Source organism: Delftia sp. Lp-1 (assembly GCF_020523835.1).
In the GTDB taxonomy this organism is placed as follows: domain Bacteria; phylum Pseudomonadota; class Gammaproteobacteria; order Burkholderiales; family Burkholderiaceae_C; genus Comamonas; species Comamonas acidovorans.
In genome coordinates this window covers 1,487,477-1,508,309 of the sequence record NZ_JAJALJ010000001.1, presented here as the reverse complement: position 1 = coordinate 1,508,309, position 20,833 = coordinate 1,487,477, and the positions used below count along the sequence as shown (strand labels likewise).

At 68.9% G+C, this 20,833-nt stretch carries 12 protein-coding genes and 5 tRNA genes; all 17 read right to left on the bottom strand.

Features of this window, described 5'->3' with window-relative positions; translation table 11 throughout:
* Positions 1 to 2: 2 nt before the first annotated feature.
* Complete coding sequence (locus LGR64_RS06605; protein WP_230355099.1) at positions 3 to 4,745, bottom strand: type I polyketide synthase; 4,743 nt, start codon at positions 4,743 to 4,745, stop codon at positions 3 to 5.
* Positions 4,745 to 10,087, bottom strand: coding sequence for a non-ribosomal peptide synthetase (locus LGR64_RS06600; RefSeq protein WP_230355098.1), 5,343 nt, complete (start codon positions 10,085 to 10,087; stop codon positions 4,745 to 4,747). Before LGR64_RS06600 ends, LGR64_RS06605 begins: the two co-directional genes overlap by 1 nt.
* A 20-nt stretch (positions 10,088 to 10,107) precedes the next feature.
* The gene (locus LGR64_RS06595) at positions 10,108 to 11,097 is read right to left on the bottom strand and encodes a TauD/TfdA family dioxygenase (protein WP_016450666.1); all 990 of its coding nucleotides are present in this window, start codon (positions 11,095 to 11,097) and stop codon (positions 10,108 to 10,110) included.
* A complete protein-coding gene (locus tag LGR64_RS06590) occupies positions 11,094 to 11,783 on the bottom strand; it encodes a 4'-phosphopantetheinyl transferase family protein (RefSeq protein WP_012206557.1) in 690 nt (229 codons plus the stop codon). The genes LGR64_RS06595 and LGR64_RS06590 overlap by 4 nt, the downstream gene beginning before the upstream one ends.
* Positions 11,761 to 12,504 (bottom strand): thioesterase II family protein, encoded by a 744-nt coding sequence (locus LGR64_RS06585; protein ID WP_230355097.1) that lies wholly within the window; start codon positions 12,502 to 12,504, stop codon positions 11,761 to 11,763. The genes LGR64_RS06590 and LGR64_RS06585 overlap by 23 nt, the downstream gene beginning before the upstream one ends.
* Positions 12,505 to 12,509: 5 nt before the next feature.
* Positions 12,510 to 12,794: an MbtH family protein gene (locus tag LGR64_RS06580; RefSeq protein WP_034395838.1), complete on the bottom strand. Its 285-nt coding sequence runs from the start codon at positions 12,792 to 12,794 to the stop codon at positions 12,510 to 12,512.
* A 151-nt stretch (positions 12,795 to 12,945) separates the two neighbouring features.
* Positions 12,946 to 13,470 carry a sigma-70 family RNA polymerase sigma factor gene (locus LGR64_RS06575; protein ID WP_043824402.1) on the bottom strand — a complete coding sequence of 175 codons (525 nt, stop codon included), beginning with the start codon at positions 13,468 to 13,470 and terminating at the stop codon, positions 12,946 to 12,948.
* A gap of 707 nt (positions 13,471 to 14,177) precedes the next feature.
* Positions 14,178 to 14,254: transfer RNA gene (locus LGR64_RS06570), tRNA-Asp, on the bottom strand.
* Positions 14,255 to 14,298: 44 nt separating this feature from the next.
* Positions 14,299 to 14,374: transfer RNA gene (locus tag LGR64_RS06565), tRNA-Glu, on the bottom strand.
* A gap of 71 nt (positions 14,375 to 14,445) precedes the next feature.
* Positions 14,446 to 14,522 (bottom strand) — tRNA-Asp (locus LGR64_RS06560).
* A 44-nt stretch (positions 14,523 to 14,566) separates the two neighbouring features.
* A tRNA-Glu gene (locus LGR64_RS06555) sits at positions 14,567 to 14,642 on the bottom strand.
* 37 nt (positions 14,643 to 14,679) lie between these two features.
* Positions 14,680 to 14,755, bottom strand: a tRNA-Ala gene (locus tag LGR64_RS06550).
* A gap of 70 nt (positions 14,756 to 14,825) precedes the next feature.
* Complete coding sequence (gene gltX / locus LGR64_RS06545; RefSeq protein ID WP_065347882.1) at positions 14,826 to 16,232, bottom strand: glutamate--tRNA ligase; 1,407 nt, start codon at positions 16,230 to 16,232, stop codon at positions 14,826 to 14,828.
* Entirely contained in the window at positions 16,229 to 17,443 is a 1,215-nt protein-coding gene (locus LGR64_RS06540) for an O-succinylhomoserine sulfhydrylase (RefSeq protein ID WP_063325851.1), read from the bottom strand. The genes gltX and LGR64_RS06540 overlap by 4 nt, the downstream gene beginning before the upstream one ends.
* A gap of 213 nt (positions 17,444 to 17,656) precedes the next feature.
* Entirely contained in the window at positions 17,657 to 19,165 is a 1,509-nt protein-coding gene (gene purF, locus LGR64_RS06535) for an amidophosphoribosyltransferase (RefSeq protein WP_034395856.1), read from the bottom strand.
* Positions 19,166 to 19,298: 133 nt separating this feature from the next.
* Positions 19,299 to 19,790, bottom strand: a complete 492-nt coding sequence (locus tag LGR64_RS06530) for a CvpA family protein (protein WP_012206569.1) — start codon at positions 19,788 to 19,790, stop codon at positions 19,299 to 19,301.
* Between the two features lie 49 nt (positions 19,791 to 19,839).
* Entirely contained in the window at positions 19,840 to 20,775 is a 936-nt protein-coding gene (locus LGR64_RS06525) for an SPOR domain-containing protein (protein WP_141834755.1), read from the bottom strand.
* Between the last annotated feature and the right edge of the window lie 58 nt (positions 20,776 to 20,833).

The window sequence follows — 20,833 nt, the reverse complement described above, 5'->3', positions numbered from 1 at the left end:
TCTCACGCAGATGCGAAGGCGGCAAGGGCATCGCCTTCATCGGTAACGGTGGCCTCGATCTCCTCGATCAGCCGGGTCTCCACCAGCACGGCCAGCTCGCCGACGGTGGGGGCCTTGAAGAAGGCGGCAGGGTGCAGCTCGACACCAAAGCGCTTTTTCACGCGGCCCAGGATCTGCAGGGCCAGCAGCGAGTCGCCGCCCAGCTCGAACAGGTTGTCGTGCACGCCCACCGGGGCAATGCCCAGCATGTCGGTCCACAGCGCGGCCAGGGCCTGCTGCAGTTCGCCTTCGGCCGCAACGTAGGCGGTCTGCAGCGCCGGGCGCGGATGGCCGCCACGGGCATGCGATCCGTTGGCAGGTTCGGCAAAGGCTTCGGCGGCAGGTTCTGCCAGCGCATCCACCAGCCCGGCATCGATCTCGCCCAGGCGCTGCTGCAGGTCGGTGGTGGAGATGACCACCTGGTGCGGCACATCGCCGTTGACGATGCGCTCGAACACCGCTGCCGCTTCTGCGCCGCTCCAGCCTATGCCCTCGGGAATGCGCATGCCGGCGGCCATGCCCAGGTCACGCCAGGCGTCCCAGTCCACGGAGATGACGGGCCAGGCGCGCTGGCGGCTGGCCAGTGCCGCCAGTGCATCCATGCAGGCATTTGCGGCGGCGTAGTCGCTCTTGCCCAGGCCTGCGGTGAGGCTGGAGATGGACGAGCACAGCAGCACGAAGTCCGGCGCCTGCATGTCCTGCATGTCCTGCATGTCCTGCGTGCCCTGCGTGCCCTGCGTGCCCTGCGTGCCCTGCTTGCCCAGCAGGTCCAGCAGGTCCAGCAGCAGCCGGGTGCCGCGCAGCTTGGGGGCGAACGTGCGCTCCACGCTGTCCCGCGTGCGGGTGGCCAGCATGCCGCTGTCGGCATGGCCTGCGGCATGGACCACGCCATGCAGCGCGCCAAAGCGCTGGTGCGCCTGCGCCAGCGCCGCCTGCATCTGCGCGGCGTCGGCCACATCGGCCGCCAGGGTCAGCACCTGGGCGCCCTCGGCCTCCAGGGCCAGCAGCTGCAGCAGTTGCTGGCGCAGGGTGCGCGGCTGCCCGTCATCGGCGGCCAGCGCCTCCCATTGGCTGCGCGCAGGCAGCGCCGTGCGGCCCACCAGCACCAGGCGGGCCTGCCAGTGCGCGGCCAGATGCCGGGCCAGCGCCAGGCCCACGCCGCCCAGGCCGCCCGTGATCAGGTACACGCCCTGCCTGCGCAGGCGCGGCGCCGCGGCGTCCTGCCATTGCAGGGGCTCGTAGGTCTTGCGCCAGCGGTGGGCACCGCGCAGGGCGATGGCCGTGTCGGCCGCGCGCAGCCCATGCGGCGCGCGGGCTTCGTCCAGCAGCTGGCGCGCCAGCCGGGCCTGCATTGCGGGCGAACCCGCCTGCACCACATCGACGAAACGGCAGTCGATGGACGGGCATTCCTGCCCTATCGCCTTGCACAGCGGAAAGACGGCGGCCATCTCGGGGTTCAGCGCTTCCAGCCCGGTCACATCTTCCGAACCGCCTGCGGCCACCAGCAGCAGCCGCCGTGTGCGCGGGCCTCCAGCACCGTGCGCACGGGCCTCCAGCGCCTGCGCCAGCGCCAGCACGCTGTGAAAGCCGCGCTCCAGCGGCGCAGGGGCGGCCGCATCCATGGCCCACAGGTGGTAGATGGCGTCCACGGGGCCGAACTGCGCCTGCACCGCATCGAGCAAGTCCTCGCAATCGCGGCGCTCGCCGGGGCGCACGGCATGCCGGCCCGGGGCCAGGCAGGCGGGGGCGGCGCCCGTTTCCACGCAGACCACATCGGTGCCCTGCGCGCGCAATGCGTGCACCAGGGCCTCGGCCGTGGCACTGCCGTCGCCAAATACCAGGGCCACCTGGGCTGCGGCTGCGGCGGTGCCTGCCTCCCACTGCAAGGGACTGCGCTGCCAGGCGGCTGCGTAGAACGGACCCGCGGTAGCCGAGGGACCCGAGGGACCTGCCGTGCCTGCCGCTTTCGGTGCATCGCCACCCTGCCCCGCCGCCTGCACCCAGAAGGAGCGGCGCTGGAAGGCATAGGTCGGCAGCGGCACGCGCCGCCCTGGCCGCCCGCCCCGGCAGGCAGTCCAGTCGATGTCCACGCCCGCGCACCACAGGCCGGCAACGGCCTGCGCCAGCAGCTGCGCGCTGCGTGCGGTCTGCTGGGGATGGGCCTGGCTGGGCCAGATGCCGGCCGCCGTGGCAGCGCGCGCATGCTGGCGAGCCAGGGCGGTAAGGGCTTGGCCGGGGCCCACCTCCAGCAGCACGCGGCCCGGCTCTCGCACAAGCTCGTCCAGCCCATCCGCAAAGCGCACGGTATGGCGCAGGTGGCCGGCCCAGTAGGCGGGGCTCATGGCCTGCTCGGCCGTGATGGGCCTGCCGGTCACGCTGGAGATGAAGGCCAGGCGCGGCGCATGCCGGGGCACGCTGGCCACCACCTGCTCCAGCTGCGCCAGCAGGGGCTCGGTCATGGCCGAGTGCGAGGCCACGGCAATGTGCAGCCGGCGGGCGGTGATGTCGCGCGCGCGCAGCACCTCTTCGGCCGCCTCGATGGCGGCCAGCGGGCCGGACAGCACGCACAGGCGTTCGCCATTGACGGCACCCAGGTCACAGCCCAAATCCAGCAGGGGTTGCAGCTCGGCCTCGGCCAGGGGCACCGAGGTCATGGCGCCCTGCGGCAGCGACTGCAGCAGGCGGCCGCGCGCCGCGACGATGCGCAGGGCATGCGGCAGCTCGAACACGCCAGCCAGGCAGGCCGCCACATACTCGCCCAGGCTGTGGCCCAGCATGGACACGGGCTGCACGCCGCGTGCCATCCACATCCGGGCCAGCGCGTAGCCGATCACGAACAGGGCCGGCTGGGCCTTGTCCATGGCGGACAGCGCCGCGTCGGCCTCCACCTCTTCACCCGGGGCGGGGAACAGCCACTGGCGCAGGTCCCAGCCTGTTTCGGCCTGCAGCAGCTCGCAGCAGCGGTCCACCTCCTGCCGGAATACACCGCCGTCGCGGTACAGGTCCAGGCCCATGTTGGCGTGCTGCACGCCCCCGCCCGGGAAAAGAAAGACCACGCCGGGCGGCTGTGCCGGCACCTCGGTGGCCTGGCCTGCCGGCGCCGCCACCGCAGAAGCAGCAGCGAGATGCAGGCCCTCCACCGCCATGCCCATGCCGTCGGCCACCACGGCACGGCGATGGCCGAAGGCGCGGCGGCCCTGCTGCAGGGTGTGGGCCACATCGTCCAGCGACAGGCCGCTGCCGGCCTGCTGCAGATGGGCAGCCAGGCGGCACGCCGCTTCGTCCAGCGCACGGGGGCTGCGAGCGGACAGCGGCAGCACCTGCCAGCCCCGGGCTGCATCCGCCGGTGCACTGGAAGGAGTGGCAGAGGTGGCAGGGGCGGCAGCAGCCTCCTGCAGCACCACATGGACATTGGTGCCGCCAATGCCGAAGGCGCTCACGCCCGCGCGGCGCGGCGTGGCCGCCTGGGGCCAGGGCCTGGCCACGGTGTTGACATGGAAGGGACTGCGCTCGAAGTCGATCTGCGGGTGCGGCCGCTCGAAATGCAGGCTCGGCGGCAAGGTGGCATGCCGCAGCGAGAGCACCGTCTTGATCAGGCCCGTGACACCGGCGGCCGCATCGAGATGGCCGATATTGGTCTTCACCGAGCCGATGGCGCAGTAGCCCCTGCGCTGCGTGCTGGCGCGAAAGGCCTGGGTCAGCGCCGCGATCTCGATGGGGTCGCCCAGCGCCGTGCCCGTGCCATGGGCTTCCACATAGCCGATGGTGTCGGCCGGCACGCCCGCCAGGGCCTGCGCCGCGCGCACCACGGCGGCCTGGCCATTGACGCCGGGCGCCGTGAAGCCCACCTTGTCTGCGCCATCGTTGTTGGCGGCGCTGGCCAGGATGACGGCGTGGATGGTGTCGCCGTCGCGCAGCGCATCGTCCAGGCGCTTGAGCACCACAATGCCCGCGCCGCTGCCCTGCAGCGTGCCTGCGGCCTGGGCATCGAAGGCGCGGCAATGCCCGTCCGGCGAGAAGATGGCGCCGGCCTGGTAGCGGTAGCCGCCGTTTTGCAGCAGGTTGAGCGAGACGCCCCCAGCCAGCGCCATGGCGCATTCATGGCCCAGCAGCGCCTGGCAGGCGGTGTGCACGGCCATCAGCGAGGTCGAGCAGGCCGTCTGCACGGTGACGGCCGGGCCGCGCAGGTCCAGCTTGTAGGCCACACGCGTGGCCAGGGCATCGGCCATGTTGCCGCTCATCAGGCCCAGCAGGTCGGCGACCTGGGCGCCAGGGCCCGGCGCATGGCGGGGCAGCAGATGGCGCATCAGGTAGACGCTGGCGCCCGTGCCCGCATACACGCCGATGGCGCCGGGATGGCGCCGGCCCTCGTAGCCCGCGTGCTCCAGCGCCTGCCACGCGCATTCCAGGAAAAGGCGGTGCTGCGGGTCCAGCTGCTCGGCATCGCGCGGGGTGTAGCCGAAGAAGTCGGCATCGAAGAGGTCCATGCCGGCCAGCGGCACGCCGGCCTTCACGTAGCCGGCATCGTCCAGCAGGGTCTGGGGCACGCCCAGGGCGCGCAGCTCTTCGTCGCTGTAGCGCTTCACGGACTCGACGCCGTCACGGATGTTGGCCCAGAAGCTGTCGATGTCGTCAGCGCCCGGAAAGCGCCCGGCCATGCCGATGACGGCGATCTCCAGGCCGGTGGTTTCGGAGGAAGAAGACATCAGAGGGTCCTTTCGATGTGGCGCTTGCGCTGCAGCAGCGCCTCGCGGCGGCGCTGGGCCGCGTCCATGCCGTCCCGGGCGGCGGCCGCCTGCGCGGCGCCGTCGCCCTCGCCCTCGCCCTCGCTATCTGCGCCCTGCTCGATGCGCCGCGCCAGGGCCGACACCGTGGGGTGCTTGAAGAGATCGACCAGGGACAGCTCCCGGCCCAGCCGCGACTCCAGCAGGCCATGCACGCGGATGAGCTGCAGCGAATGCCCGCCCAGGTCGAAGAAGTTGTCGCTGGCGCCTATGCGCTCCACGCCCAGCACCTGGGCCCAGAGGGCGGCAATGGTCGCGGCCACGCCGCCCTCGGGAGGCTCGTAGGCCTGGCGCTCCAGGGCCGGCAGGGTGGGCGCCTCGGGCAGCGCCTTGCGGTCCACCTTGCCGTTGGCGTTCAGCGGCAAGGCATCCAGCACGGTGATGGACGAGGGCAGCATGTAGTCGGGCAGGGCTGCGGCCAGCGCGCTGCGCAGCGCGGCCATGTCCAGGCACTGCCCCTGCTGCACCGAGACAAAGGCGGCCAGCCGCGCGCCGTCGGCCGCCTGGCGGGCGACCACCACGGCCTCGCGCACGGCGGGGTGGGCCAGCAGTTGCGCCTCCACCTCGGCCAGCTCGATGCGAAAGCCGCGGATCTTCACCTGGTGGTCCACGCGGCCCAGGTAGTCGATCTGGCCGTCGCCGCGCCAGCGCACCAGGTCGCCCGTGCGGTACAGGCGCTCGCCTGTGCGGCTGGCGGGGTCGGCGACAAAGCGCTCGGCGCTCAGGCCCGGCCGCCGCCAGTAGCCGCGCGCCAGGCCCACACCGCCCAGATACAGCTCGCCGGCCACGCCGCGCGGCACCTCGTTGAGCGCGGCATCCAGCACATGGGTGCGCAGCCCGGCCACAGGGCGGCCTATGGGCACGGACAACGCGCCCTCGTCCCGGCAGTCCCACCAGGTGACCTCGATGGCCGCCTCCGTGGGGCCGTAGAGATTGAGCAGGCGGGTGCCGGGGAAGGCCTGCAGCACGGCCGCCTGCAATTCGGCGGACAAGGCCTCGCCGCTGCAGATGATGCGCTGCAGCCCCTGGCAGGTGGCGGCCGCCGGGTGCGCCATGAAGGCCTGCAGCATGGACGGCACGAAGTGGATGGTGCTGACCTGGTGGCGCGCTATCAGCTCGGCCAGGCGCCGGGGATCGCGGTGGTCGCCGGGGGCGGCCAGCGCCAGGCATGCGCCGGTGGTCAGCGGCCAGAAGAATTCCCAGAAGGAGATGTCGAAGCCGAACGGCGTTTTCTGCAGCACCGTATCGCCCGGGCCCAGCGGCTGGTGCATCTGCCCCCACGCCAGGCGGTTGCACAGCGAACGGTGGCGGTTGGCCGCGCCCTTGGGCCGCCCGGTCGAACCCGAGGTGTAGATCACATAGACCAGGCTGTCGCCATGCAGGGCAATGGCCGGGTTGTGGGCCGGCAGGTCCTGCAGCCGGGACGCCAGACCCGGCACATCAACCAATTGGGCACTGCAGTTGGCCGGCAGTCGGTCACGCACCTGCGGCTGCACCAGCACCAGGGACACGCCGCTGTCCTCCAGCATGTAGGCGATGCGGTCGGCCGGATGCTCGGGGTCGATGGGCACATAGGCCGCGCCGGCCTTCATGATGGCCAGCAGCCCCACGACCATCTCGATGGAGCGTTCCATGGCAATGCCCACCGGCACGCCGGGCCGCACGCCCGATGCAATCAGGTGATGCGCCAGCCGGTTGGCGCGCGCATTGAGCTCGGCGTAGCCCAGCGTGGCCTCGCCCAGGCACAGGGCCGGGGCATCGGGGCTGCGCGCCACCTGCTGCTCGAAGCGGCGGTGCACGATGTCGCCGCCGTGCAGGACCTGGTCATTGCAGCTCCAGGCCGCCAGTTGCTGGCGTTCGCCGGGACCCAGCAGCGGCACCTCGTCCACGGCACATTGGGGCTGGTGCGCCAGTGCGTCCAGCATGGCCGCATAGTGGGCGGCCAGGCGCTGCATGCTGCCCGGCTCGAACAGCTCGCGGGCATAGACCAGGCTGATGCCCAGGCTGCCATCGGAGCGCTCGCGCAGTTCCACGGTCAGCTCGAACTGCGCATCTGCAGTCGCCAGCGGCTGGCCGGCCACCGTCCAGCCCGGCACCTGCTGCAGCGCGTGCCAGTCCTCCACCAGATGATTGAACAGCACCTGGAACAAGGGGCTGTGCGCCAGGCTGCGCTGCGGCTGCAGCGCCTCCACCAGCTGCTCGAACGGCAGCGCGTGGTGGGCCTGGGCGCCCTGCGCCGCCTCGCGGGCCTGCTGCAGCACGTCGGCCAGGCGCATGCGCCCGTCGATGCGGTTGCGCAGCACCAGGGTGTTGACGAAAAAGCCGACCACGCCCTGCAGGTCGGCATGCGCGCGGTTGGCCACGGGCACGCCGACGCGGATGTCCTCCTGCCCCGTGTAGCGGTACAGCAGCGCCTGCCATCCTGCCAGCAGCAGCGTGAAGAGCGTGTCTGCCTGCTGGCGGGCCTGCGCGCGCAGCGCCTGCAAGGTCGCGCCGGGCAGCTCGAAGCTGTGCCGTCCCGCCCGATAGCGTGCCAGCGCCTGGCGCGGATGGTCGGTAGGCAGGGCCAGCACAGGCTGGGCCTCGCCTGGGGGCACCTGCAACCGTTCCAGCCAGTAGGCCAGCGAGGCCTGTTGGCCTTGCTGGGCCTGCTCCCGCTGCCAGACGGCGTAGTCCACGTACTGCAGCGCCGGGCCGCTGTCCGGGGCGCCGGCATACAGCGCCGCCAGATCGTCCAGCAGGATTTGCATGGAGGCGCCGTCGGAGACGATGTGGTGCATCACCAGCGCCAGGATGTGCTCATGGGCCTGCAGCCGCACCAGGGCAGCCCTGGCCAGCGGCCCCTGCTGCAGATCAAAGGGCTGGGCGCACAGCGCCTGAAGCCATTGGGCGGCGTGCTCCTCGCGCTGCGCGGAGTCGCCCTGCGCGGCATCCAGCCACTGCAGCTCCAGCGTGCCCTGGGGGTCCAGGCGCTGCTCGACCTCCCCATCGGGCCGGGCGTTGAATACCGTGCGCAGCGAACCGTGCCGTTCGGCCAAGCCCTGCACGGCCACACGCAGGGCGCCTGCATCCAGCGGCCCGGTGATGCGCAGGGCGCCCTGCACGTGGTAGGCCGTGCTGCGCGTATCCATCTTCCAGAGAAACCATTGGCGCTGCTGGGCCGGCGTCAGCGGCAGGGGTATGGCGCGACGGGCCTCGGCCAGCGGGGCAATGCGCTGCAGCGCCGTGCCCGGCTGGCGCTGTTGGCACAGCCGGTCGATGTCCTGCGCCTGGTCGCGCAGCCGCGGGTGCTCGAAGACCCGCCCGGCCGGATACTCCAGGGACCATTGCCGGCAGATGCGCGCGGCCAGCCGCACGGCGGCCAGGGAGTTGCCGCCTTGCGCGAAGAAGTTGGCCTCGCCGGCCGGCCCGTGCTGGGCATCGCCACCGAGCACCTCGCACCACAGGCCGGCCAGCGTGCTTGTGGTGGGATCTGCCGCGCCCGCCTCCTGCGGTGCCTGGCTGCCGCCGCCCGCGAAGCGGCCCGACTCGAACACCGCCCAGGCATCCAGCGTGCGCGCGGACCAGCCCTGGCGGCAGGCTGCGCGCTGCAGCTTGCCGCTGGAGGTGCGGGGCAAGGCGCCTGGGTTGAGCAGCACAATCACCGTGGGCGCCTCGCCGCACTGCGCACCCACGGCGGTGCTCAGGGCATCGACCAGGGCCTGGGCCGGCACCAGCTTTTGCATGCCGAACGAGACTTCGGCAGCAATGCCTATGCCTTCCCGGCCATCGATGTCCACCGCAAACGCGGCCACGCGCCCCTTGCGCACGGCTTCGACCTCGGCCTCGACCACGCGCTCGATGTCCTGCGGGTAGAGGTTGTGCCCGCGCACGATGATCAGGTCCTTGATGCGGCCCGCCACATGGACCTGCCCAGCATGCACGAAGCCCAGGTCGCCCGTGCGCAGCCAGCGCCGGCCTGCATGCTCGACAAAGGCCTGTTGCGTTTGCTGCGGCTTGCCCCAGTAGCCCTGGCTGATGCTGGGGCCGTGCGCCCAGATCTCGCCCACGCGGCCGGGCTCCAGCACCTGCAGGCTGTGCGGCTCGACGATGGCCACGACATGGCCGGGAACGGCGGGGCCGCAGCCCACGAGCGGGGTGGTCTGCGAGGCGCAGGAGCTTTCCTCGGCCCGGCCCTGCGCCAGGGCCTCGGTATCGAAGGATGTGATCGTGGCGCCTGCGCCGCAACTGCCGCCGGTGATGAACAGGGTGGCTTCGGCCAGGCCGTAGCAGGCATAGGCTGCGTCGGGCCGCAGCCCGCAGGCGGCAAAGCGCTGCGCGAAGGCCGTGACGGTGTCGGCACGCACAGGCTCGGCGCCCGTGTAGGCCAGCCGCCAGCTCGACAGGTCCAGCTGCGCCAGCTGCGACGGCTTGATGCGCTCCAGGCACATGCGGTAGGCGAAGTCGGGGCCGCCGCTGATGGTGGCGCGGTGGCGCGAGATCAGCTCCAGCCAGCGCACGGGGCTTTCCAGAAAGAGGCGTGGCGAGGTCAGCACCAGCGGCAGGCCGCTGTACAGCGGCTGCAGCAGGCCGCCGATCAGGCCCATGTCGTGGTAGAGCGGCGCCCAGGACATGAAGCGGTCGCCCGCGCCGATGTCCATGCGCTGCTGGATGGCGGCCTCGTTGGCGATGAGGTTGCCGTGGCTGACCATCACGCCCTTGGGCGCCGAGGTGGAGCCCGAGGTGTATTGCAGGAAGGCGATGTCGTCGGCAGCCGGCGCATGGGGCCGCCAGGCGCCGGCATCGGCCAGGTCCACCTGGTCGGCGGCCACGGCGGCAATGCCGGCAAAGCGCACATCGGCGCCGGGCAGGGCCTGCATCACTTCGGCCGTGCTGATCACGCAGGCCGCATCCGCGTCGCCCACGATGCCCAGCAGCCGCTCCAGGTGCTGCACGCGCAGCGATTCCAGCGGCGGCACCGGCACGGCGATCACGCCCGCGTAGAAGCAGGCCAGCATGCTGGCGGCGTAGTGCTCGTCGTTGTCCATCATCACCAGGGCGCGCGCGCCCACGGGGCACAGCTGCTGCAGCCGGGCGGCCAGCGCGCGCACGCGGCGGTCGAACTCGCCGTAGCTGTGGCTGCGCTCGACCACGCGGCCGTCCTGCACGGCGGCCACGGTGAGCCAGATGTCGTCGGGCCGCTGCTGCGCCAGGCCCCTCAGATGCTCGACCAGGCTGGCCGGCGCCTGGCCTGCTGCCGCGATTGCACTTTGTCCACTCAGCATGTCAGCTGCCTCCCGGGTTCTCAGAAACGGTCCAGATTGCTGCGCGGCTCGGCCATGGCGACGATGACCTTGCGCGGCCCCTTGAAGGGCGAGCGCGCATGGGCCACGAGCATGTTGTCCAGCATCAGCACGTCGCCCTGCTCCCAGGGGAAGCTGACGGTCTCGGCGTCCAGCGCGGCGCGCACCTCGGCGAAGATGTCGTCGCCGATGGTGGAGCCGTCGGCAAAGAAGGTGTTGCGCGGCAGGTTCTCGATGCCGTAGACCTCCTCCAGCACCTCGCGCTCCTCGGGCTCGCGCGCCGAGATGTGGAACAGGTGGGCCTGGTTGAACCAGACCATCTCGCCCGTGACGGGGTGGCTTTCCATGGCCTGGCACAGCTGGCGCGTGCGCAGGCCGTCGTCCTCCTTCCACTCCCAGTCCATGCGCGCATGGCGGCAGAAGGCCTCGACCTCGGCGCGGCTTTCGGTGTTGAAGACCTTCTGCCAGGGCACGTCCATCTCGCCGAAGTTGCGCACGTACAGAATTCCGGGCTCGAACAGCTCGCGGATGCGCGCCGGAATGCGGCGGTAGACCGCACGGCTGTCGGCAATCGGCGTCTCGCCGCCCTCGGGCGATGCGGTGACGCAGTGGAACCAGATCTTCATGGGCCACTCGCGCGTGTAGGCCTGCTCGTTGTGCAGCGGAATGCTCTGGTGGGCCGGGTATTCGGTGGAGGTGTAGACGCCCGCGCCGCTGGAGGCCTCGACCGCGCTGCGCGGCGTGGAGGCGAACTCGTACTTGAGCAGCGGATGGCCGAAGGCCGAGGCAAAGCGCTGGAAGGTCTCCACATCGGGCACGCCAAAGCCGCGCAGCAGCACACCGCCCGTGGTCAGCAGGGCCTCGTCGATGTCGCGGCGCAGCGGCGGCAGCGCGGCCAGCAGGTCCTGGCCCGGCTGGGCGGGCGTGATGAGCTGGGGAAGCAGCGAGCCCGCGGGGGCCTTGCGCTCGAAGCGCTGGAGGGTTTCGTTCATGTCGATTCCTTGGTGCGCCACGCAAGAGCTGCCGCGTAGCCCGGCGGCGCTGGCAGCGCCATCGCTTGAAAACCATTCCAGTCGGGGACCGCGCAGGCGATGGCCAGCCGTCCGTCCCCTCCCGGGCTGATGCCTATGGAGCGCAGGTGGTCGGCCACGCCGATGCCGATGGCCTTGAGCACGGCTTCCTTGCCCACCCAGCGCTGGTAGAAGGCCGCCAGCCGATCAGGCGCACGGCGCACGCTGGCGCGTTCCTGGTCGGTGCAGACGGCGTCGAGCATGACCTCGGCATCGAGGTCGGGCTTGTGCTGCTCGATGTCCACGCCCAGGTGCAGCACGCCACCGGGGTCGGCCAGCGCGATCAGCGCATGGCCGCCCGAATGCGAGACGTTGAAGAGCGGTGCCCGCAGCGGGTCCTCGTCGACAAAGGGCTTGCCGTGGACGCCGACCGCCAGGGGCACGTCGGCCGGGCAGCAGCCCAGCCTGCGCCCCAGCAGCCGCCGCGTGGCAGCGCGCGTCTGTGCGAAGCGCAGCCGGTCGGCGGCCCGCACGAAGCGCGCGGCGCGACCGCGCTCCTCGGGGGTCAGGTGCGGCAGGCTGTCGCTCAGTTCGGCCGACAGGTCCAGGTCCAGCCTGAAGACCTCGATGCCCTGGCTCATGGCCTCACGCACGGACACGAGCTGCATGGATTTCCCCCTGGAGTGACTGGGACCCGGCCAGGCGCTGCGCCAGCACGGCCAGCACATCGCCTTCGCGCTGCTTGATGAAGAAATGCCCGCCCTCGAACCAGTCCAGCGTGAAGGCCCCGGCGGCCTCCTGCGACCAGGCCTGGACGCGGGGCGCCTCGATGTCGTCCTGCCGCCCCGCAAAGACGTGCACCGGCAGCGGCAGGCCCGCAGCGGGTACATGGCCGAAGCTCTCGCAGACGCGGTAGTCGGACCCCAGCACATCCAGCGTGATGCGCATGAGCTCGGGGCTGCCAAACACCTCTTCGGGCGTGCCGCCCTGCCTGCGCAGATCGGCAATCAGCGCCGCATCGTCGCCCTTGCCCGCAAAGCGCTCGGGATCGCGGCAGGCCGGTGCCGGGCTGCCCGAGGCAACCAGGGCCAGCGGCAGCTCCCTGCCCTCCTCGCGCAACTGCCGCACCATGCCGAAGGCCAGCAGCGCGCCCATGCTGTGGCCCAGCAGCGCAAAGCGGCCGCGCATGGCCTGGCGCTGCTCGGCGCACAGCAGCGAGACCAGCTGCCCGAAGTCCTCGACCGCAGGCTCGCCCAGCCGGCTGCCCCGCCCCGGCAGCTCCACCGGCGCAATGCGGATCCAGTGGGGCAGCAGCCTGCGCCAGCGCAGGTACATGGTGGCGCTGGCGCCTGCGCACGGCAGGCACAGCAGGGTCAGCGGCGCGTGCATGCGCGTCAGCCCGCTGCGGTTTCGATCACGGTATCGGTATCGCTTTGCAGCGCGGCGCCGGCTCCCGCCTGCTCCTGCTGCTGCATCCACACGCGCAGCGACTTGGGCCGCATGTCGGTCCAGGTGGCGTCCACGTAGTCGAGCACGGTTTTCTTGTCGCCCTTCACACCCTCCACGGCGGTCCAGCCGCCGGGCACGGCCTTCCAGTGCGGCCAGATGGAATACTGTTCCTCGTGGTTGACCAGAACGATGAAGGTTTCGTCTTCGCGGTCGAAGCAGCTTGTAGACATGCAGGCGTCCTTTATGCGGTTGAACATCGGTGAGGCCAGTACCGACTCGCGGCGATCCGGTACTGCGCCTCTGTTGAACATGACGTTCCGAATCCGAAACTGTTCACGCCGCGTGCGTGCCGGTTCCGGGTCGTGCGCCGGGCTGCATCGTTCAATGGTGGTCCAGCAGCGAGCGGTGGACATGGATGGCCTTGCAGGCATCGGCAATCCTGGCGTTCACCAGGCCCAGCGCACACTCCATGTGCTCGGCGATCTGGCGCTGGGTGAGGCCCTTGATGCGGTACAGCTCGAAGGTCTCGCGGGTCTTGGGCGGCACCTCATCCAGGGCCTGGTCGATCAGGCGTATGGCCTGGGACTCGAACAAAAGGCGCTCGGGCGAGCGGCTGTCCGGTATCTCCAGCGTCTCCACATCCACGCCGTGGGTGCGGTAGCTGTTCTCGCGCTCCTGGCGGCGCAGGTAGTCCAGCGCCATGTTGCAGACGGCGCGCGTCCAGTAGGCGGCGGGCTTGGCGATCTCGGCATCGCTGCGCATCTCGGCAACGCGCAGATAGGTGTCCTGCACGGCGTCGTCGGCCAGTTCAGGATTCCTGAGAATTCTTCGCGCGACCCTCACCAACTGTCCACGCGAAGCAATGAAAACCTCTTCCAGCGAAGAATGTGTGTGATTCAAGGACACGATGCAGTTCCTCTCGCAAGCTAGGCAAGAACGTCAAGGGGAAATGTCGACCGCAGGTCGATGGACTGCCGGCGCGCCGCCCGTTCAAAAAGACGGGAACGGGGCTCGGCACAGGCGGAAAGCGGCGGCACGACCGCTGACCGCAGGGCATCAGTGCACGCCGATGCGCATCGGCGTGACTTGGGGAATCGGGCCTTAGATCGGCCTCATACCGGCTTCATGGCGGCGGCCGACCTCGCCGGACCCATGCGTCCTGGAACAGGATCGGCAAGGGCTGTGCGGCCTTGCAGACGTGCTGAAACTTGAACCGGGACCAAGGCATGCAGTGGTGCTCCTTTAACGTTTTCCAGAACATGAAATGAGAAGCATTAACAGCTCCGGCGACAAAACCGGGTCTGGATCGGCATCTCGTACCTGTCTGGAAGACGTCCCGCCAAGGCAAACGAAGACACGGCTATCGGCATTGGAAAATCGGCAGCCGATGCCTATGGATTCCCGTCTCCCATGGCTTTCCCTCGCCATGGATGATGGGCCTGGATCATGACGGACTGGTGATGCCCCAAGCGCAGCGCGGGGGCACCGAAGGGTTGGGTGCGCAGGCAGGAAAAGCGAACGGAGCGCGGCCTGCTGCTGCAACCCGCAGACGAAAAAAAGCCACCTTGCGGTGGCTTCTTGTCTGTGCAAACGCTGGGTTTGCACAAGGAATCTGGCGGAGTGGACGGGACTCGAACCCGCGACCCCCGGCGTGACAGGCCGGTATTCTAACCAACTGAACTACCACTCCTGGCAGACAGCTTTTGCGCTCTTTCGAGCCAAGTGCTGCAAACTTGGCGACCCTACGGGGATTCGAACCCCGGTACTCACCGTGAAAGGGTGATGTCCTAGGCCTCTAGACGATAGGGTCACAGCCTATGATCCGCCGATAAAAAAGCGCCTTCGTTTTTCAAAGGCGCTTACATACCAAGCGGCAAATTTTGGCGGAGTGGACGGGACTCGAACCCGCGACCCCCGGCGTGACAGGCCGGTATTCTAACCAACTGAACTACCACTCCTGGCAGACAGCTTTTGCGCTCTTTCGAGCCAAGTGCTGCAAACTTGGCGACCCTACGGGGATTCGAACCCCGGTACTCACCGTGAAAGGGTGATGTCCTAGGCCTCTAGACGATAGGGTCAATCCTAGAACTTGCGTAAATACTCAAGCTTCAATTTTGGTGGAGGTAAACGGGATCGAACCGATGACCTCTTGCATGCCATGCAAGCGCTCTCCCAGCTGAGCTATACCCCCTTCATGCTGCAATCGCTGCTTCTTGTTAGTTGCTGCGTTTGCATCAGAGACTCGAATTATAGACAGGTTTTCAGCGGTTTTTCAAACGGGCCAGAATTTTTTCACGACCCAGCAGCTCCAGCACCGCGTCCACCGAAGGCGTGTGCGCCGTGCCCAGCGTCAGCACGCGCACCGGCATGGCCAGTTGCGGCATCTTCAGGCCCTGGGCCTTGAGCACTTCCTTGATCAGGGCGGCAATGGCTTCCTTGCTCCACTCCACCGAGGCGATGCCTTCGGCGAAGGCGTCCAGGGCGGGCGCCACGGCGTCGGTCACATGCTTGGCCAGGTCTTCGGCGTTGCGGTCGAAGGCGTCCACATAGAACAGGCGCACCCAGCCGGCCAGATCGACCAGGGTTTCGCAGCGGTCCTTGAACAGGGCGCAGATGCGCGGCAGGCGGTCGTCGGCGTCGAGCAGGGCCTGGTCCAGACCCGTCTTGAGCACGAAGGGGCGCACCAGCTCTGCCAGGGCCGCGTCGTCCAGCGCCTTCAGGTGCTGGGCATTGACCCAGCGCAGCTTGGCCTCGTCGAACTGGCCAGCGCTGCGACCCAGGTGGTCGAGGTTGAACCACTCCAGGAACTGGGCGCGGCTGAAGATTTCGTCGTCGCCATGGCTCCAGCCCAGGCGGGCCAGGTAGTTGACCATGGCGTCGGGCAGGTAGCCTTCGTCGCGGTACTGGGTGACGGCCTTGGCGCCGTTGCGCTTGCTCATCTTCTCGCCCTGCTCGTTGAGCACGGTGGGCAGGTGGGCGAACACAGGCACGCTGGCGCCCAGCGCCTCGAAGATGTGGATCTGGCGCGGCGTGTTGTTGACGTGGTCGTCGCCACGGATGACATGGGTGATGGCCATGTCCATATCGTCCACGCAGACGCAGAAGTTGTAGGTAGGCGTGCCATCGGGGCGCGCGATCACCAGGTCGTCCAGCTCGCTGTTCTGGAACTCGATGCGGCCCTTGCACTTGTCTTCCCAGGCCACGACGCCGCCCTGAGGCGTCTTGAAGCGCAGCACGGGGCGCACGCCTTCGGGCACGGGCGGCAGCACCTTGCCTTCTTCAGGGCGCCACGTGCCGTCATAGCGCGGCTTTTCCTTGTTGGCCATCTGGCGCTCGCGCAGGGCGTCGAGTTCTTCCACGCTCATGTAGCAGGGGTAGACATGGCCCGAGGCCTGCAGGCCGGCCAGTACCTCCTTGTAGCGGTCCATGCGCTGCATTTGATAGAACGGACCTTCGTCATGGTCCAGCTGCAGCCAGGCCATGCCTTCGATGATCACGTCCACCGAGGCCTGGGTGGAACGCTCCACGTCGGTGTCTTCGATGCGCAGGATGAAATCACCACCCGTGGCGCGCGCGAAGGCCCAGGGATACAGGGCCGAGCGGATGTTGCCCAGGTGGATGAAGCCCGTGGGAGACGGGGCAAAACGGGTTCGTACTTTTTGTGTCATTGCAGGGTATCCAGTCCGCGGGACAGATCGTTCTTGATGTCGCCCAGGTATTCCAGTCCGACGGAGATGCGCAGCAGGCCCTGGCCGATGCCGGCGACGCGGCGCTGCTCTTCGCTCAGGCGGCCATGCGAGGTGCTGGCCGGGTGGGTGATGGTGGTCTTGACGTCGCCCAGGTTGGCCGTGATCGAGCACACCAGGGTGCTGTCGGCCACATGGAAGGCATTGGCGCGCAGTTGCTCTGCGCCCTCGCCCACCACGTCGAAGGACAGCACGCCGCCGCCCATGCCGTTTTGCTGGCGCATGGCCAGCTCGTGCTGCGGGTGGCTGGCCAGGCCCGGGTAGTAGACACGGGCGACCTTGGGATGGGCCTCCAGCCAGGTGGCCAGCTCCAGCGCGGCGGCGCTTTGCGCCTTGACGCGCAGGGACAGCGTCTCCAGACCCTTGAGCACCACCCAGGCGTTGAACGGCGCCAGGTTCAGGCCGCCGCTGCGCAGGAAGGTGCCCATGACCTTGTCCACCAGCGCCGTCGTGCCACAGACCGCGCCCGACATGACGCGGCCCTGGCCGTCCAGCAGCTTGGTGCCGGAGTGCACGACCAGGTCGGCACCGAACTGGGCGGGCCGCTGCAGCGCGGGCGAGGCAAAGCTGTTGTCCACCGCCAGCAGCGCGCCATGGGCGTGCGCCAGTTCGGCCAGCGCGGCGATGTCGCACAGGTCGGTCAGCGGATTGGTCGGCGTCTCGGCGAACAGCAATCGCGTGTTGGGACGGATGGCGGCCTTCCAGGCCTGCACATCGGTCTGCGAGACAAAGCTGGTCTCGATGCCGAAGCGCGCCATCTCGCCGCCCAGCAGCTTGATGGTGGAGCCGAACATGGACTGCGAGCAGATCACATGGTCGCCCGCCTTGAGCGTGGTCAGCGCCACCAGCAAGATGGCCGACATGCCGGTGGACGTGGCCACGGCGCATTCCGTGCCTTCCATGGCGGCCAGGCGCTGCTCGAAGCTGGTCACCGTGGGATTGGAGGTGCGGCTGTAGGTGTAGCCAGGCTCTTCGTTGGCGAAGCGGCGCGCTGCCGTTGCGCAGTCGGGCTGCACGAAGCTGCTGGTCATGTACAGGGCTTCGCTGTGCTCGCCCCACTGGCTTCGTTCCACGGCCACGCGCAGGGCCAGCGTATCGGGATGCAGGCCTTCGGGAAGTGTCTTGTTCGTCACGTTGATGGTCCTTGGGGTCGGGCGCGGCCCGCCGATGGCGGCGGTGCCCGGAAAAAAGGAGCTAGAAACACTTGTCACCTGGGGACTTCCGGGGCGTTGCAGCCTGCAGTCCTCCAGCACCAGCGCTTTTAGCTCATTTGTCAAAAAAGGGCGGGCCTCAGGCCCGCCCCCGTATTGTCACTGAAGCCTAATCGCTCGGACTCAGGCTCGGGCTCAGGCTTCCTGGGCGTTGGGCAGGGACAGGCGCGAGGCGTCGCTGGACTCTTCCTCGCCGCCGCGGTTGCGGCCTTCATTGAGTGCCGTGACTTCGTCCTCGGAGATGTCGCCCGTGATGTAGACGCCATCGAAGCACGAGGCCTCGAAGCCCTGCACCTGCGGGTTGATCTTGCCCACGGTCTGCTTCATGGCGGCCACGTCCTGGTAGATCAGCGCGTCGGCACCGATGACCTGGCGGATTTCCTCGACCGTGCGGCCATGCGCCACCAGTTCGGCGCGCGTGGGCATGTCGATGCCGTAGACGTTGGGATGGCGCACCGGAGGCGCTGCCGAGGCCAGGTAGACCTTGACGGCACCGGCATCACGCGCCATCTGCACGATTTCCTTGGAGGTGGTGCCGCGCACGATGGAGTCATCCACCAGCAGCACCTTGCGGCCCTTGAACTCGCTGCCGATGGCGTTGAGCTTCTGGCGCACCGATTTCTTGCGCGAGGACTGGCCCGGCATGATGAAGGTCCGGCCCACGTAGCGGTTCTTGACGAAGCCTTCGCGGTACGGAATGCCCAGCAGCTGGGCCAGCTGCATGGCGCTGGGGCGGCTGGATTCGGGAATCGGGATGATGGCGTCGATCTCGTTGGGGGGCACGGTGGAGACCACGCGCTTGGCCAGCGTCTCGCCCATGTTCAGGCGGGCCTGGTAGACGGAGATGCCATCCAGCACGGAGTCCGGGCGGGCCAGGTACACGTACTCGAACACGCAGGGGTGCAGCTCGCTCTTTTCAGCGCACTGGCGGGTTTCGACCTGGCCGTCGCTGTGCACGAACACCGCCTCGCCCGGGGCGACATCGCGCTCGAGCTGGTGCAGCGTGCCTTCCAGGGCCACGGACTCGCTGGCCAGCATCACCGAGCCGTCGGCACCGCGGCCCATGCACAGGGGGCGGATGCCGAACGGGTCGCGGAAGGCCAGCAGGCCGTAGCCGGCGATCAGCGCGATCACCGCATACGAGCCCTTGATGCGCTTGTGCACGGCGCTGACGGCCTGGAACACGTCTTCGCTCTTGAGCGGCGCGCCACTGCTGGCGCGGGCCAGCTCGTGGGCCAGCACGTTGAGCAGGACTTCGGAGTCGCTCTCGGTGTTGGTGTGGCGGTGGTCGGTGTCCGACAGCTCCTCGCGCAGCTGCTTGGCATTGGTGAGGTTGCCGTTGTGCACCATGACGATGCCGAAGGGCGCGTTCACGTAGAAGGGCTGGGCCTCTTCCTCGCTGGTCGCGTTGCCGGCCGTCGGGTAGCGCACCTGACCCAGGCCCACCGTGCCCGGAAGGGCACGCATGTTGCGGGTGCGGAACACGTCGCGCACCATGCCCTTGGCCTTGTGCATGAAGAACTTGCGCTCCTGCTGGGTCACGATGCCTGCGGCATCCTGGCCACGGTGCTGCAGCAGCAGCAGGGCGTCATAGATCAGTTGATTCACGGGCGCGGTGCTGACTACACCAACGATTCCACACATAGTTGCGTTCCATCCGTTTGCGAAGGTCGCCCTTCGCTGTCTGGGCCGTAGCAGCCACCCATTGGCCACGCCTGCGCCCGATTTCTCTATCCAAACTGTTTCTGCCAGCCGACTCCTGCGCTGCAGCGCCTTGTCATGCAGCCGGCAGATAGCGTCCCCATTCCTGCGGCAGCTGTGGCAAAACCACAGCCAGCGCCTGCATCAGCCATGGCGCCAGGGCTGAATCCTGCCACCACTGCCCCTGGTGCAGCGGCGTGTAGCTGATCACCATCGTTGCCACCAGGGCCAGCAGCGCCCCGCGCAGCACGCCGAACAGCGCGCCCAGCGTGCGGTCCACGGGCCTCAGGCCCACCGCCTCGATCAGCCGGCGCGACAGCCAGGACACCAGGCCCCAGCCGAACAGCGCCAGCACGAACAACAGCACAAAGCCTGCGGCGTAGCGCAGCTGCATGTCCCAGTCCTGCATGGGCAGCCAAAGCGCCACGTCGGCCGCCCAGATGCGGGCCACGACAAAGGCCACCAGCCAGCCCAGCAGAGACAGCACCTCGTACACCAGCCCGCGCCAGGCGCCAAGCAGCATCGAGGCCAGCACGCAGGCCAGCAAAACCCAGTCCACCGTGGACATACGCTATTTCTGTGCGCCCGTGCTGCTTTGCAAGATGTACGTCACCGCGTCAGAGCTTGATCACCGACGCCGGCAGGCCCTGGCCCTTGACGCGCGCCGCCGCCTTGTCGGCTTCGGCACGGCCGTTGAACGGGCCCACACGCACCCGCGTGCGCTTGCCGTCCTTGGTGTCCACCACCTGCGTGAATGTCTTCAGGCCCGCCAGCTCCAGCTTGGCGCGAATTTCCTGGGCCTTGCCGGCGTCGGAGAAGGCACCGACCTGCACGATGAAGCGTTCGTCCGTCGCTGCGGCCGCCGTTGAAGCGGCGGGCGCGCTGCGTCCTTCCAGCAGGGCCCGGGCACGCGCGGCATCGTCGCTCCTGGACGGCTCGGGCTTGGGTTCGGGCTTTGGCTTGGGCTCGGGTTTCGGCTCGGGCTTGGGCTCCGGCTTGTGCTCGGGTTTGGCCGGCTCAGGCTTGGGCTTGGGTTCCGGCTTGGGCTCGGGTTTGGTCTCAGGCTTGGCGGCGGGCTTGGGCTCCGGCTTTGCCTCGGGCTTCGCTTCAGGCTTGACCGGAGCCACCTGGGAAACGGGAGGGGCCACAGGCACGGACGGCACGGACGGCGCCGAAGGCCTGCCCATGGGAACCTCTTCCTCATCGGCACCCAGCGAGGCCTGGGCCGACACGCGGCCCGTCGGCGCAGTCGCGCCATGCGAATGGGCGTCCACGGCATTGGCGCCGGGCACGACCAGGGGCGCAACCTTGTCGCGGTCAGGAATCTCGATGGGGATGTCTACGGGAATCGGACGCGGCTGGGTGTCGAACAGCAGGGGGAAACCCACCACGCCCGCCAGGACCAGCACGGCAGCGCCGATGAGGCGGTGGCGCGCCCGACGGCGCATGACATCGACGCTTTCCGCCTGTCCCAGCCGTGTGGGCCGCCTCGATGCGGACGACGAATCACCGTCGTCTTTTTTGCCGGGCCAACGAAAATTGAAAAATGCCATGGAGTGCGGACTCGTTCAGATCGGCCACCACAGCGGCCACGATGGCCGCCTGCGGTGC

Bases quoted from the DNA above. Each gene is read 5' to 3' on its own strand.
- LGR64_RS06530 (WP_012206569.1), bottom strand. From the start codon at position 19,790: ATGTCCACGGTGGACTGGGTTTTGCTGGCCTGCGTGCTGGCCTCGATG.
- purF (WP_034395856.1), bottom strand. From the start codon at position 19,165: ATGTGTGGAATCGTTGGTGTAGTCAGCACCGCGCCCGTGAATCAACTG.
- LGR64_RS06585 (WP_230355097.1), bottom strand. From the start codon at position 12,504: ATGCACGCGCCGCTGACCCTGCTGTGCCTGCCGTGCGCAGGCGCCAGC.
- LGR64_RS06605 (WP_230355099.1), bottom strand. From the start codon at position 4,745: ATGTCTTCTTCCTCCGAAACCACCGGCCTGGAGATCGCCGTCATCGGC.
- gltX (WP_065347882.1), bottom strand. From the start codon at position 16,232: ATGACACAAAAAGTACGAACCCGTTTTGCCCCGTCTCCCACGGGCTTC.
- LGR64_RS06590 (WP_012206557.1), bottom strand. From the start codon at position 11,783: ATGCAGCTCGTGTCCGTGCGTGAGGCCATGAGCCAGGGCATCGAGGTC.
- LGR64_RS06600 (WP_230355098.1), bottom strand. From the start codon at position 10,087: ATGCTGAGTGGACAAAGTGCAATCGCGGCAGCAGGCCAGGCGCCGGCC.
- LGR64_RS06525 (WP_141834755.1), bottom strand. From the start codon at position 20,775: ATGGCATTTTTCAATTTTCGTTGGCCCGGCAAAAAAGACGACGGTGAT.
- LGR64_RS06580 (WP_034395838.1), bottom strand. From the start codon at position 12,794: ATGTCTACAAGCTGCTTCGACCGCGAAGACGAAACCTTCATCGTTCTG.
- LGR64_RS06595 (WP_016450666.1), bottom strand. From the start codon at position 11,097: ATGAACGAAACCCTCCAGCGCTTCGAGCGCAAGGCCCCCGCGGGCTCG.